Genomic DNA, 13,223 nt, shown 5'->3' with positions numbered 1-13,223 from the left:
GCCCTGCCGGGGGGCGCTAGAGTGCGCGCATCACCGAGACGACCTTGCCCATGATGCTGGCGTGGTCGCCGAGGATCGGCTCGTAGCGGGTGTTCTGCGGCAGGAGCCAGGTGTGCCCGTCGCGCTGGCGGAAGGTCTTCACGGTCGCCTCGTCGTCGAGCAGTGCCGCGACGATGTCACCGTTCTGGGCGCTCTGCTGGCGCCGTACGACCACCCAGTCGCCGTCGCAGATGGCGGCATCCACCATGGAGTCCCCGGAGACCCTGAGCATGAAGAGGTCGCCGTGCCCGACGAGCTGTCGCGGCAGGGGCATGACGTCCTCGACGACCTGGTCTGCAAGGATCGGCCCGCCTGCGGCGATGCGCCCGACCAGCGGCACGAGGGCGGTGTCCACGGCGATCTGGTGTCCGGCCTTACGGTCGGCGGAGGAGCCGTCCTCGCTCGCCGCTTCGGAGGCGAGCGTCAGCGGCAGCAGTACTTCCATGGCTCGCGGGCGCTTCGGGTCGCGCCGCAGGTACCCGAGGCGCTCGAGCTGCGACAGCTGATGGGTCACGCTCGAGAGGCTCGCCAGGCCGACCGTGTCGCCGATCTCCCGCATCGACGGCGGGTAGCCCTTGTCGGCGATCGACCGCTGGATGGTTTCGAGGATCGTCAGCTGGCGCGCGGTGAGTCCCTTGGACGCCGAGCGGCCACGCGGGCGTCCACGGCCCGCCGAGATCGGCACGGCGTCGGCCGGAACGTCGGCGGTGTTCGATTCCTGCCGGGCTGCCGGTGTTGATTCCGCCACTGTTGCGCCTTTCGCCTGGGACTGCAGATCCCATGTTGTCCGCCTCCCGGCTTCGCCGGTCACCCGGAGGCTTTTTGTCAGAGGCGGGTGGTTGTCTGAGATACATCACCGGCTCGCCTGCCTGGAGCGGCAGCTTCCGCCGGTGATGTCCTGTCCTGTTCACGCTAGGACAGACGGGCGCAGTTATCAAACATATGTTCGAGCGAGTCTCGACAACGGTCGTCGGTCAGTGCTAGAAATAGGCATCGTGGAAATAGAACGCGTGTTCGAATCGAACGGGTCGTCCGAGGAGAACATTCGAAGGGAAAGAGGTAAGGCAATGGCTGAAGCACCGGCACTGCACGGCAGCACCGCGCTGTGGGCACTGGCGCCCGTTCGTTCCGAGGCCCGTCTCCGGCTCGTCCCTCGCTCCACCTCCGTGACGTCCCTCCGATCGGCGTCCGGTTTGATGCAGTCGGCACCCGTTCAGCCGGATGCGTCCCGCACCTCCACGCAGCGGAGTGCGGGGCACGCCCTGACCCTGACGCGACGCGGACGTCTGCTGCTGGTCGGCCTGCCGATCGCGCTGGGCGTCGCTGCCCTGATCCTCCTGGGCGCCTTCCTGACGTCGCAGGCCAGAGCCGGGGAGTCGGCTCCCGCATCCTCGTCGACGGTCGAGGTGAGTGTCGCCGCGGGGGAGACGCTGTGGGACCTCGCCGTCCAGTACGCCCCGGAGCGCGACCCGCGGGACGTCGTGGCGGAGATGGTGGAACTCAACGACCTGCACACCTCCCTCGTCCGGGCAGGGCAGAGTATCGCGGTCCCCGCCGGGGGATAGTCGGGGGGGGCAGGCAGCCGAGGGACAGCCGAGTGGTGGACATGGCGCCCGCGACGCGTCGTTAGCTGAGACAGTCGGCATCCCTTAAACTCGAAGGGTGCCATCCTCCGTCGACGCCCTAGCGAACCTTCCCCTGCGTGATGACCTCGTCGGGTTGCACCCGTACGGCGCCCCGCAGCTGGACGTACCCATCCTGCTGAACGTCAACGAGAACACCCACGGCGTCCCCGCCGATGTCCACGCCGCCATCGTCGCTGCGGTGGCGGAGGCGACGCAGGGCCTCAACCGCTACCCGGACCGCGAGTTCAGCGAGCTTCGGAAGAACCTCGCCGACTACCTGGGCCATGGACTGACGCCCGACCAGCTGTGGGCTGCGAACGGCTCCAACGAAGTGCTCCAGCAGGTCCTCCAGGCCTTCGGTGGACCCGGGCGCACGGCGCTCGGGTTCCCTCCCACCTACTCCATGTACCCGCTGCTGGCCAGCGGCACGGGCACGCGGTACGTGACGGCCGAGCGCGGCTCCGCGTACTCCCTGACGCCCGAGGCGACCGCCCGCGCCGTGCGGGAGTCGGCCGCCAACATCGTCTTCCTGTGTTCGCCCAACAACCCGACCGGCACCGCCCTCGGCCTCGACGTGATCGAGGCCGCCTACGAGGCCGGCGAGGAAGCGCGGGCCATCATCATCGTGGACGAGGCCTACGGCGAGTTCGCGCAGCAGGGGACGCCCAGCGCCCTCACGCTGCTCCCCGGGCGCCCGCGGCTCCTCGTCTCGCGCACGATGAGCAAGGCATTCGCCCTGGCGGGGGCGAGGATCGGCTATCTCGCCGCCGCGCCGGAGGTCACCGACGCCCTGCGGCTGGTCCGTCTTCCGTACCACCTCTCCGCCATCACGCAGGCTGCGGCCAATGCGGCCCTCACCCACGCGGACACGCTGCTGTCCAACGTCGAGGCGATCAAGGTGCAGCGGGACCGCATCGTGCGGGAGCTTTCCGAGCTCGGGCTCACCCCGGCCCCGTCGGACGCCAACTTCGTCTTCTTCTCCGGTCTCGATGATCCCCACCGGGTGTGGAAGGGCCTGCTGGAGGCGGGCGTGCTCATCCGCGACGTCGGCATCCCGGGGTCCCTGCGGGTCACCGCGGGAACAGAGGAGGAGACCACGGTGTTCCTCACTGCGTTGAGGAAACTGCTGTAGCACGTCCCCTTTCCCTGCAGGGCTCCCTGCACCGGCGCCGGGTGCTGTTCTCCTAGACTTGGAGTGCAGGGACCACCCGCGACCCCCCGTCGCCCGCCCGTCGATCAGCGTCCGGCAAGCCCGGACGCGCACAGAAGGAATGCAATGACAGTTGATGCCGCCCGCGGCCGCACGGCCCGCATCGAGCGCGTCACGAGCGAGTCCAGCGTCCTCGTGGAACTCGACCTCGACGGTACCGGTACCTCGTCGATCGACACCACGGTGCCTTTCTACGACCACATGCTCACGGCGCTGTCGAAGCACTCGCTGATCGACCTGACGATCAGGTCCTCCGGTGACACGCACATCGACGTCCACCACACCGTCGAGGACACGGCCATAGCGATCGGCGAGGCCCTCCGGCTCGCCCTGGGCACCAAGGCCGGCATCCGCCGCTTCGGCGAGGCGACCGTCCCGCTGGACGAGGCCCTGGCCAACGCCGTCGTCGACATCTCCGGCCGCCCGTTCCTCGTGCACGGCGGCGAGCCCGCGGGGCAGGAGTACCACCTCATCGGCGGGCACTTCACCGGGTCCCTGACCCGCCACGTGCTGGAGGCCATCGCCCTGCACGCACAGATCTGCCTCCACGTCACCGTGATCGCGGGGCGGGACCCGCACCACATCGTCGAAGCCCAGTTCAAGGCCCTTGCCCGCGCGCTGCGCGCGGCCGTGGAGCCCGACCCCCGGGTCGAGGGCATCCCGTCCACGAAGGGAGCGCTATGACCGCGCGTACCGTCACCGTGCTCGACTACGGATCGGGCAACGTCCGCTCCGTCGTGCGCGCGCTCGAGCACGTCGGCGCGGAGGTCGTGCTCAGCGCCAAGCCCGACGACGTCCTCACCGCGGACGGACTGCTCGTGCCCGGCGTCGGTGCGTTCGCCGCCGTGATGAAGGGGCTGAAGGACGTCGACGCGCTGCGCATGATCGGGCGGCGCGTGGCGGGCGGCCGCCCTGTCCTCGGGATCTGCGTGGGGCTGCAGGTGCTGTTCGACGAAGGCGTGGAGCACGGTGTGCGCACTCCGGGCATGGGGGAGTGGCCCGGGACGGTCGAGCGGCTGAAGGCGGACGTCGTGCCGCACATGGGCTGGAACACGGTGGAGCCGCCGGAGGACTCCGTCCTCTTCGACGGCATCGGGGACCAGCGCTTCTACTTCGTGCACTCCTATGGCGTCCAGGACTGGTCCTTCGACGTGACCCAGCCGGCCATGAAGCCGCCGCAGGTCACCTGGTCCGACCACGGAGGCCCCTTCATCGCCGCCGTCGAGAACGGCCCGCTCAGCGCCACCCAGTTCCACCCGGAGAAGTCCGGGGATGCGGGAGCGCAGCTGCTGAGGAACTGGATCGAAGGACTCCGGTGAGCGGATGCTGAGCCTCGTGCTCATGGGAGCCGCAGGCCTCCTCATCGGCGGAGCGTTCTCCCTGCGCAGCCAGGAATTCCCCCGCTGGGTGTGGACCGCGTTCCTGGTGCTGGCCGCACTCTCGCTGCTCGCCGCCTACCTGTTCACCCTTCCCGGCGACTAGCCGGACCCCGCACCCGACCCAGCGGCCCGCGCCGCACCTACGAAAGCAGACACAGCAGACGATGAGCCCCTTCTCCGAAACACCCACGCTCGAACTCCTTCCCGCCGTCGACGTCGCCGACGGCCAGGCCGTCCGCCTGGTGCAGGGCGAAGCGGGCAGCGAGACCAGCTACGGCGACCCGCTCGACGCCGCGCTCGCCTGGCAGGAGGCCGGCGCGGAGTGGGTGCACCTCGTGGACCTGGACGCCGCTTTCGGCCGGGGCTCGAACCGGGACCTGCTCGAGCGCGTGGTGAAGCACCTGGACATCAAGGTCGAGCTCTCCGGCGGTATCCGTGACGACGCGTCGCTGGACGCCGCGCTGGAACTCGGTGCGACCCGCGTCAACCTCGGGACCGCCGCGCTCGAGAACCCGGAGTGGACCGAACTCGCCATCGCGCGCTACAGCGACGCCGTCGCCGTCGGACTCGACGTCCGCGGCACCACGCTGGCGGCGCGCGGCTGGACCGAGGAGGGCGGGGACCTCTGGGAGGTCCTGCAGCGCCTCGAGGATGCCGGCTGCGCACGCTACGTCGTGACGGACGTGACCAAGGACGGCACGCTGAGGGGCCCGAACATCGAGCTCCTGAAGGAGGTCCTGGCGAAGACCATGCGTCCCGTGGTCGCGTCGGGCGGCATCTCGAGCCTCGACGACATCGCGGCACTGCGCGACCTGGTGCCGCTCGGGCTCGAGGGAGCGATCGTCGGAAAGGCCCTGTACGCCGGTGCCTTCACCCTGCCGCAGGCACTGGACGTGGCAGGACTGCCCGCCGCGGACGCGTGACCGGCCGGCAGCTGCCCGCTCACATCGCGGCGGCGCTGGCAGGCAACACCGCCGATTCCGCGGGCCGGCCCTGGGCCGGGCGGGACCTCTCCGGTCCGGAGAACCCGCTGCACTCCTTCGATGACGACGACGGGGCCGCGGACCCGCGGCTGGCCGCCGCGGTGGCAGGACTCCTGGGGCCGGCGGACCAGCCGGGACCGCACGAACGGGCCGTCCTCGCCGCCCTCCGGACCGCGCGGGTCTTCATCCCCATCGTGGCCCAGCTCGGGGAGGGCGGGGCCACTCCCTCCGGTCTGCAGGCCGACAAGGAGGCGGACATGGCCCTCGTGACGCTGACGGCGCCCGACGGCCGGAAGGCCCTGCCGGTGTTCTCCTCGACGCAGGCGCTCGGGCGCTGGCACCGCGACGCGCGGCCCGTGGCGGCCTACGCCCCGCGTGCGGCCCTCGCCGCCGCGGCCGAGCAGGCGGAGCTCCTGGTGCTCGACCCCGGCGGTGACGTGACGTTTGTCGTCCGTCGTCCGGCCGTGTGGGCGCTGGCCCAGCAGGCCGAGTGGACTCCGTCCTACGAGGACCCGGTGCTGGCGTCGCTCGTCGAGGTCGCGGCAGGGAAGGGGGAGGACATCCTCTCCGTGGCCCTGAGGCCAGGGGCCGGCGTCCTCACGCGGTCGGCCGGCGGTAGCATTGCCTCCGGTGGGGGACCGGGCCCCGAGCTGCGCATGGACCTGCAGCTCCGCGCGGGGCTCTCTCCGCAAGAGGTGCGGAACGCCGTGTCCGCCTTCCGCGCGAGGCTCCTGGACCTCACCGAATTCGTGGAACGCGTCGACTCGCTCGACATCAAACTCACCCGCTGACGCAGCCGTCGGCGAAGAAGGACTGGTCGTGAACTTCGCCGTATACCGGGACCTGCTGCGCGTCCGCTCCGTGCGGACGCTGCTGATCGTCGGGATGATCGCCCGCTTCCCGCACTCGGCGGCCGGCGTCCTGCTGACGCTGCACGTGGTGCAGACCCTGGACCGGGGGTACGCCGAAGCGGGAGCCGTCGCCGCCATCGTCACCATCGGTATCGCCGCCGGTGCACCCTGGCGGGGCCGGCGCATCGACAGCGCCGGCCTGCGCCGCGCACTTCTTCCCTCCGTCATCGCGGAAGCCGTCATCTGGTCCGTCGCTCCGCACCTGCCCTACCACTGGCTGCTCGTCGCCGCGCTGGTCGGCGGCCTCTTCACCCTTCCCGCGTTCTCCGTCATCCGCCAGGCGCTCGGGGTCCTGGTCGACGGCGACCGGCGCCGGACGGCGTTCACGCTCGATGCGATCGCCACCGAGGTGATCTTCATGGCAGGGCCGGCGGTGGGCGTCGTCCTGGCCACCCAGGTCTCCACCGTGCTCGGCCTGACACTGGTGGGACTCGCCACGGCCTGCGCCGGGCTCTTCCTCATGTGGTTCAACCCACCCACGCGGTCCGAGCAGCTGCCCGACGACGGGACCGTCCCTGCAGTGGCGCCGGCGGGGATCGGCGAGACCGCCGCGGACCTCATCGGTTCCCACACCACCGGGTCCCACCATGCTGCACCCGGGGGCCGCCGCGGCCCCTCGCTGCTCCGCCGCGGCATCAGCAGGGCCTTCCCCTGGCTGACCGTGCCGCTCGTGGTGGTCATGGTCATCGCCGCAGGGGCGGGACTGGTCCTGTCGGGCTCCGAGGTGGGGATCGTCGCCACGCTCGAGCTCTCCGGCAACGAGGGCCAGCTCGGCCTCGTCTTCGTGGCGTGGTGCGCCGCATCCGTGGTGGGCGGGCTCCTCTACGGCGCACTGCACCGACCGGTACCGCCGTCGCTCCTGCTGATCGGCATGGGGCTGCTGACGCTGCCGATGGCCTTCGCGGAGAGCACCCTGTCGCTGGCCCTGCTGTCGATCCCAGCGGGCCTGCTGTGCGCGCCGGTGCTCTCGGCCGCTTCGGAGAAGGTCGCCGACCTGGTCGCAGAGGACAGGAGGGGCGAGGCGATGGGCTGGTACGGTTCGGCGCTGACCTCGGGTGTCGCGCTCGGCGCTCCCCTGGCGGGCGTCCTCATCGATACCACGGGCCCGTGGGGCGGCTTCATCACGGTGGCGGTCGTCTCGGCGCTGATCGGTGCGGCCGGGTTCGCGGCGCGCGGCCTGGGTCGGCAGCCGGCGGCCGATCCCGAGCGGGCGGCCCGCCGGGTGTAGGTGCCGGGAACACGAATGCGCCGCACCGGGATCCGGTGCGGCGCATTCGGCCCCGGGGCGCGAGGCGGGACTATCGGGTCAGTTGACCGGGCCCGTGTACTTCTCGCCGGGGCCCTGCCCGGGAGGATCGGGGATGATCGAGGCCTCCCGGAAGGCCAGCTGCAGCGAGCGGAGCCCGTCGCGCAGGGGACCGGCGTGCTGGGACCCGATCTCCGGCGCGGCCGCAGTGACGAACCCGGCGAGGGCGGTGATCAGCTTGCGCGCCTCGTCGAGGTCCTTGAGCTGCTCGGCGTTCTCCTCGTGCCCGAGCCCGCACTTGACGGCGGCAGCACTCATCAGGTGGACCGCCGAGGTTACGATGACCTCCACGGCGGCCACTTCGGAGATATCGCGCATCTGCCGGCGGACGTCCTGCTCGGCCGCCGAGGGGCCGGCGGCGTGTTCCTGCTCCTCCGCGAAGCTGCGTCGGGAGGACGTGGCGGGCCCGTCGTCGGAGGCGTGCTGCGGATTGTCGTGTGGGGTGTTCATACTGGTAAGCTTGGCATAGACCAACCGGTCGCTGTTACTTGCTGTGCTCCTTCGAGGAGCCGGCGGCAACGGACCGGGATGCAAGCGGAGTCCTCTCCCACCCGCGTTTGCCTGGTGCAGCCCTTGGCCGCATTGCAGGTAGCCGGGTCACCTGGTCGGTCCTGCGAACGATCGCGCGGGAAGCCTACGCTTCCGCCGACCGCCCTGAACCGGCTGCCGAGGCCTTCGATTGCGCATGCAATGGGAGGCCTTCTTTCGTTTGCAGGCGGTTCCGGTTTGAGAATCCACAGGAGTCACACATTAGCGAGCCAAGAATCAACGATCGTATCCGCGTTCCCGAGGTGCGGTTGGTCGGACCTGCCGGCGAACAGGTAGGAATCGTCCGTATCGAGGACGCGCTCCGACTTGCTGCCGAGTCCGACCTGGATCTTGTCGAGGTAGCACCGCAGGCGAAGCCTCCGGTGGCCAAGCTCATGGATTTTGGTAAGTACAAGTACGAAGCGGCCGTCAAGGCCCGCGAGGCGCGGAAGAACCAGACCAACACGGTCCTGAAGGAAATCCGGTTCCGCCTCAAGATCGACACCCATGACTACGAGACCAAGCGCGGGCACGCCATGCGCTTCCTCGGCGCCGGTGACAAGGTCAAGGCCATGATCCAGTTCCGCGGTCGTGAGCAGCAGCGTCCGGAGATGGGTATCCGCCTGCTCCAGAAGTTCGCAGAGGATGTCGCCGAGGTCGGTGTGGTCGAGTCGTCGCCGCGTATCGACGGCCGCAACATGGTCATGGTCATCGGCCCGACCAAGAACAAGGCCGAAGCGAAGGCGGAGGCACGCCGGGAAACGCAGCGGGCCGAGGCGAAGGCTGCCAACGAGGCAGTGAAGGCCGGGGGAGAGGTCAAGCGCATCGACACCTCCCGGGCGAGCACTGCCCCGCTGACCCAGTCCCTCGCGGACCTGCTGCCCGAGGGCTACTCGATCACGAGCGAGCCCGAGGCCGCCGCGCCGGAGGCTCCCGTCCAGGAAGCACCCGCCGCCGTGGAGGTCCCGGAGGCAGCCGTCGCGGAGCCCACGGCTGTTCCGCAGGCGACGGAAGCCCCGGCCGCCGCTCCGGCACCGAAGGCTGCTCCGGCGCGGACCTCGTCGGCTCCGGCCCGGACGTCCTCCGCTCCGCGGTCGACGGCCCCACGGCCCGCGGCCGAGCGTCCCGCTGCGTCGCGACCGGCACAGCAGGCGCCGCGGCCGGCGACGGCTGCACCGGCACCACGTCCCGCGGCGGCGCCGGTCCCGAGGCCGGCGGCAGCGGCACCGAAGCCGTCCGCAGCCCCCATGCCTTCGGCCATGCCCAAGCCTGGAGCGCCGAAACCGTCGGCGACGCCCAAGCCTGCCGGCAGGACGGCGCCCAAGAGCCCGACCAGCCGTACGAAGCCCGGAACCGAGGACTAGGGCCCCGGCCCTGCCCTTCCGGGCACGTTCGAACACCAGCAGGCACCTTCGGGTGCCGAACTCCGGGTGCACCCGCCCCGGCTATCAAAAGGAGATCGGTCCCCATGCCGAAGATGAAGACCCACAGTGGCGCCAAGAAGCGCTTCAAGCTGACCGGTAGCGGCAAGCTCAAGCGCCAGCAGGCCAACCGCCGCCACTACCTCGAGCACAAGTCCTCGACCGTGACGCGCCGTCTCGCGAGCGACCAGATCGTCTCGAAGGCCGACACCAAGGTCATCAAGAAGATGCTGGGCGTCTAACCACCAATCCACCCCCTCGGGAAAGCGCACGCACTGATCAGTGCGGCGCTGCGGCTGCGGCCGTGACCGAAGAAGAACAAAAGGAGTACGCACGTGGCACGTGTGAAGCGGGCAGTCAATGCCCACAAGAAGCGCCGGGTCATCCTCGAGCGCGCCAAGGGTTACCGCGGTCAGCGTTCGCGCCTGTACCGCAAGGCGAAGGAGCAGCTGCTCCACTCGTTCGTCTACAGCTACGGTGACCGCCGCAAGCGCAAGGGTGACTTCCGTCGCCTCTGGATCCAGCGCATCAACGCTGCATCCCGCGCCAACGGCCTGACCTACAACCGCCTGATCCAGGGCCTCAAGGCCGCCGAGATCCAGGTCGACCGCCGTATGCTCGCGGACCTTGCCGTCACCGATGGCGCTGCTTTCGCGGCCCTCGTCCAGATCGCCAAGGATTCCCTGCCGGCCGACACGTCGGCTCCGCTCAAGGCCTCGGCCTAGGACCATCGGACGCTGCGGGCCTTCCGGCCCGCGCACCGATACATGATGAGCGCACACGGACGCCCCCAGGCGCCACTGATGTCCAACACCCAGGCCGACCGGGTGAAGGAAGTGGCACGCCTGGCCGGGCGTCCGTCGCGTTTAAGGCGCAGGGAGTTCCTGGCCGAAGGGCCGCAGGCCGTGCGGGAGGCCGTGCGACTGCACCTCGACCGGCAGGACGCCGGCAGGGACGGCGTCGTCGTCGACGTGTACGCGACGGCGGAGGCCCTCGAACGGCACACCGATATCGGGGCTCTCCTCGACCGCGAGGGTGCCCCCTCCCTCCGGCGGGTGACCCCCGAGGTGCTGGCGGCGATGTCGTCGACGGTCACCCCCCAGGGCTTCGTGGCGGTCTGCAGGTTCGTCGACGTCCCGCTTGAGGACATGCTCGCCGCGGGTCCGCGCCTCGTCGCCGTGCTGGTCGAGGTCCGGGACCCGGGCAATGCCGGCACCATCATCCGCGCCGCCGATTCGGCGGGAGCGGGCGCGGTCATCCTGACGGGTGCCAGCGTCGACCCCTACAACCCGAAGACCGTACGGTCCACCGTCGGTTCACTGTTCCACCTCCCCCTCGTGATCGGGGTCGAGCTGGACGGGCTGATCGACCGGCTGCGGGAGGCAGGGCTGACGGTCCTGGCGGCCGACGGCTACGGCGCGACGAACCTGGACGACCTGCAGGACGCCAGCGCGGCGCGCAGGTTCGGTTCGGGCGACGACGACGGCCGGGAGGGATCCGGAACCGGGTCGGACGAGGGTGCTGCCGGACCGTCGGTGAGCACGGTACGGCTCGAGCACGCCGGCGCCTGGCTCTTCGGCAACGAGGCGCAGGGGCTTCCCGGCGAGGTGACCGCCCGCGCCGACGCGCGCGTGGCGGTCCCCATCTACGGAAGCGCCGAATCCCTGAACGTCGGGACGGCCGCCACGGTGTGCCTCTACGCCTCAGCCCGCGCGCAGCGCTGAGGCCACGGTGCCGGCGGCAGCCCGGCCCTGGCCGCGGCGGTCCAGCCACCCGCTGAGGACGGCGACGCCGAGTCCGAGCACGGCGAGTGCCGCTCCTACCAGCGCCGGGGCGGTGAAGCCCCAGCCCGCGGCGATGACGGCACCGCCGAGGGCAGCTCCCAGGGCGTTCGCGATGTTCAGCGCGGAGTGGTTCAGCGAGGACGCGAGCGACGGTGCACCGGGTGACACGTCGAGCAGGCGCGCCTGCAGGGGCGGAATGAGCGTCGATCCTGTCGCCCCGACGAGGAACACGAGGAGGCATGCGCTCCACGGCCTGGTGGCGGCGAGGGGGAACAGCAGCAGCACGGCCGCGATCGTCGCCATCACGGCGTAGATGCTTCCCAGAATGGATTTGTCCGCCAGTCGTCCCCCCAGGACGTTGCCGACGACCATGCCCACCCCGCACAGCGCGACGACGAGCGGCAGGACCGCCGCGTCCGCGCCAGCCACCTCCGTCATGACGGGCGAGATGTACGAGTAGACGGCGAAGAACCCTCCGAAGCCCACGATGCCGATGAGCAGGGTCATCCAGAGCTGCGGGCGCCGCAGGGCGCCGAGCTCCCCCCGGATGCTCGCCCCGGGCCGCACGGGGACGACCGGCACGAGGGTCCTGATGAGGACGAGGGTGCCGGCCCCGATCAGCCCCACGAGGAGGAACATCGAACGCCAGCCGAACTGCTGTCCCAGCCAGGTGGCGAACGGGACTCCGACCACATTGGCGATGCTGAGTCCGAGCATGACCATCGAGATCGCCCGGCCGCGCTTCGCCGGGTCGGCGAGAGACGCCGCGATCACTGCGGCGACGCCGAAGTAGGCGCCGTGCGGCAGGCCGGACAGGAACCGCGATGCGAGCATCCAGCCGAAGCCCGAGGCGAAGAAGGACGACAGGTTGGCGAGAGTGATGACCAGCATGAGGGCCAGCGCCACCGTGCGCTGGGGCTTCTTCGCACCCAGCGTCGCGAGGACCGGTGCTCCCACGACGACGCCCAGCGCGTACGCGGAGATGACGTGGCCGCCCTGTGCGTAGTCGACGCCGAGGTCCGCACGCATCTCCTCGAGCAGGCCCATGATGGTGAATTCCGTGGTCCCGATCGCGAAGCCGCCCACGGCAAGGGCGCCGATGGCCAGGGCCAGCCGCCGGCCCGGAAGGCGCTGGAGCGGGACGGACGGGGGAGCGGAGGAAGTCATGGGTGTCCTAGCGGCGGGATCGGTCGGGGACGGGGATCGGTCGCCGGAGCGCCCTGCAGCGGGCGGAAGGGGACGGCGACGCGGACGACGTCGTCGCCTTCCAGCCTAGGTGATGACCCGATCGCTCCCCGAAATGCAACCACGAACAACGCCTCCCGGAGTTTGCGGCATGATGATCAGCCCTCCTACGGTTGACGGACGACGTGGGTTGAGCAGCGGCCAGTCGATTCTTCTGCTTAGGAGTTCCCCCATGGAATCAACCGTCCGGCCCGCAGCGTCGCGCGCAGCGGCAGCACACCCGTCGACGCGCGCGGTGGAGTCATAGGACGTTCGGCGTGGAGGAGGAGTTCCTCCTCGTGGACGCCGGGACCGGGTATCCCGTGCCGCTGGGCCAGGAGGCCTTCGGCCAGTGCACGGATGATCGTCTCACCTGCGAGATCGAGCAGGAGCAGATCAAGACGGGCACGAGGCGGCACCCCGGCCCGCACGCCGGAGCCTCGTGAGGACGGGTGGCTGGGGCCGCGCGACGACCACCTGAGGAGATGTGCGACCGTCAAGGCCGCACGCACGCGGGCCGAAGGCTGGAACAACGCACCACCGGATGATTGGATCGAACCATGGGCTGGACACTGCATTCATTTCAGTTGCCGCAGAGCGAGCACCTGCGTGAGGACATCAACCTGCCGCAGGAGCCCGAGGCCGAGAGCGCCGCGGAATTCACGGAGGAGACCTACACCTCGACGGAACTCAACGCAGGGCAGCAGGTCCCCGGACTGAGCCCCCACGGCGAGTACCGGCGCGGGGACAACCCGGAACACCAGACGGCCGCGGGCGGCAAGCTCGCCTCACCCGAGGAGAGCTGACAGCACC

At 70.3% G+C, this 13,223-nt stretch carries 17 protein-coding genes; 14 read left to right on the top strand and 3 right to left on the bottom strand.

The annotated features are described in order from the left end of the window. Positions 1–16 precede the first annotated feature (16 nt). Positions 17–724: a transcriptional repressor LexA gene (gene lexA / locus ACX80H_RS16285; protein ID WP_459314476.1), complete on the bottom strand. Its 708-nt coding sequence runs from the start codon at positions 722–724 to the stop codon at positions 17–19. Between the two features lie 382 nt (positions 725–1,106). Between lexA and ACX80H_RS16280 the strand changes: the two genes are divergently transcribed. From ACX80H_RS16280 to ACX80H_RS16245, 8 genes are all read left to right on the top strand, one after another. Then, positions 1,107–1,604 (top strand): LysM peptidoglycan-binding domain-containing protein, encoded by a 498-nt coding sequence (locus ACX80H_RS16280; protein ID WP_459314449.1) that lies wholly within the window; start codon positions 1,107–1,109, stop codon positions 1,602–1,604. Positions 1,605–1,701: 97 nt separating this feature from the next. Further along, on the top strand, positions 1,702–2,796 hold the full coding sequence (locus ACX80H_RS16275; protein WP_459314448.1) for a histidinol-phosphate transaminase: 1,095 nt from the start codon (positions 1,702–1,704) through the stop codon (positions 2,794–2,796). A 144-nt stretch (positions 2,797–2,940) separates the two neighbouring features. Beyond that, the gene (gene hisB / locus ACX80H_RS16270) at positions 2,941–3,558 is read left to right on the top strand and encodes an imidazoleglycerol-phosphate dehydratase HisB (RefSeq protein WP_459314447.1); all 618 of its coding nucleotides are present in this window, start codon (positions 2,941–2,943) and stop codon (positions 3,556–3,558) included. Continuing rightward, positions 3,555–4,193, top strand: a complete 639-nt coding sequence (gene hisH, locus ACX80H_RS16265; RefSeq protein ID WP_301230079.1) for an imidazole glycerol phosphate synthase subunit HisH — start codon at positions 3,555–3,557, stop codon at positions 4,191–4,193. Before hisB ends, hisH begins: the two co-directional genes overlap by 4 nt. Positions 4,194–4,197: 4 nt before the next feature. Beyond that, a complete protein-coding gene (locus ACX80H_RS16260) occupies positions 4,198–4,356 on the top strand; it encodes a CG2302 family histidine operon protein (RefSeq protein ID WP_459314446.1) in 159 nt (52 codons plus the stop codon). Positions 4,357–4,417: 61 nt separating this feature from the next. After that, complete coding sequence (gene priA, locus ACX80H_RS16255; protein ID WP_459314445.1) at positions 4,418–5,176, top strand: bifunctional 1-(5-phosphoribosyl)-5-((5-phosphoribosylamino)methylideneamino)imidazole-4-carboxamide isomerase/phosphoribosylanthranilate isomerase PriA; 759 nt, start codon at positions 4,418–4,420, stop codon at positions 5,174–5,176. Further along, positions 5,173–6,027 (top strand): SseB family protein, encoded by an 855-nt coding sequence (locus ACX80H_RS16250; protein ID WP_459314444.1) that lies wholly within the window; start codon positions 5,173–5,175, stop codon positions 6,025–6,027. Before priA ends, ACX80H_RS16250 begins: the two co-directional genes overlap by 4 nt. Positions 6,028–6,055: 28 nt before the next feature. Continuing rightward, the gene (locus tag ACX80H_RS16245; protein WP_459314443.1) at positions 6,056–7,375 is read left to right on the top strand and encodes an MFS transporter; all 1,320 of its coding nucleotides are present in this window, start codon (positions 6,056–6,058) and stop codon (positions 7,373–7,375) included. 78 nt (positions 7,376–7,453) lie between these two features. On the opposite strand, the gene ACX80H_RS16240 is transcribed toward ACX80H_RS16245, so the two are convergent. Continuing rightward, complete coding sequence (locus ACX80H_RS16240) at positions 7,454–7,903, bottom strand: DUF1844 domain-containing protein (protein WP_459314442.1); 450 nt, start codon at positions 7,901–7,903, stop codon at positions 7,454–7,456. A 341-nt stretch (positions 7,904–8,244) separates the two neighbouring features. Between ACX80H_RS16240 and infC the strand changes: the two genes are divergently transcribed. The 4 genes from infC (at position 8,245) to ACX80H_RS16220 (ending at position 11,126) form a co-directional block, all read left to right on the top strand. Continuing rightward, positions 8,245–9,345 (top strand): translation initiation factor IF-3, encoded by a 1,101-nt coding sequence (gene infC, locus ACX80H_RS16235; protein ID WP_459314441.1) that lies wholly within the window; start codon positions 8,245–8,247, stop codon positions 9,343–9,345. 104 nt (positions 9,346–9,449) lie between these two features. Further along, positions 9,450–9,644, top strand: coding sequence for a 50S ribosomal protein L35 (rpmI, locus tag ACX80H_RS16230; protein WP_133082241.1), 195 nt, complete (start codon positions 9,450–9,452; stop codon positions 9,642–9,644). 93 nt (positions 9,645–9,737) lie between these two features. Next, positions 9,738–10,127 (top strand): 50S ribosomal protein L20, encoded by a 390-nt coding sequence (rplT, locus tag ACX80H_RS16225; RefSeq protein WP_301230091.1) that lies wholly within the window; start codon positions 9,738–9,740, stop codon positions 10,125–10,127. A gap of 45 nt (positions 10,128–10,172) precedes the next feature. Next, positions 10,173–11,126: a TrmH family RNA methyltransferase gene (locus ACX80H_RS16220; RefSeq protein WP_459314475.1), complete on the top strand. Its 954-nt coding sequence runs from the start codon at positions 10,173–10,175 to the stop codon at positions 11,124–11,126. Here ACX80H_RS16220 and ACX80H_RS16215 read toward each other — a convergent pair. Then, a complete protein-coding gene (locus ACX80H_RS16215; RefSeq protein WP_459314440.1) occupies positions 11,106–12,353 on the bottom strand; it encodes an MFS transporter in 1,248 nt (415 codons plus the stop codon). The two genes, ACX80H_RS16220 and ACX80H_RS16215, sit on opposite strands and share 21 nt — an antisense overlap. A gap of 335 nt (positions 12,354–12,688) precedes the next feature. Here ACX80H_RS16215 and ACX80H_RS16210 point away from each other — a divergent pair, with 335 nt between their 5' ends. Then, entirely contained in the window at positions 12,689–12,856 is a 168-nt protein-coding gene (locus ACX80H_RS16210; RefSeq protein WP_459314439.1) for a hypothetical protein, read from the top strand. Between the two features lie 114 nt (positions 12,857–12,970). Then, on the top strand, positions 12,971–13,216 hold the full coding sequence (locus ACX80H_RS16205) for a hypothetical protein (RefSeq protein ID WP_459314438.1): 246 nt from the start codon (positions 12,971–12,973) through the stop codon (positions 13,214–13,216). The last annotated feature ends 7 nt before the right edge of the window (positions 13,217–13,223 follow it).

Source organism: Arthrobacter pasteuri, assembly GCF_054510955.1.
This window is presented reverse-complemented; position numbering and strand designations above follow the sequence as displayed.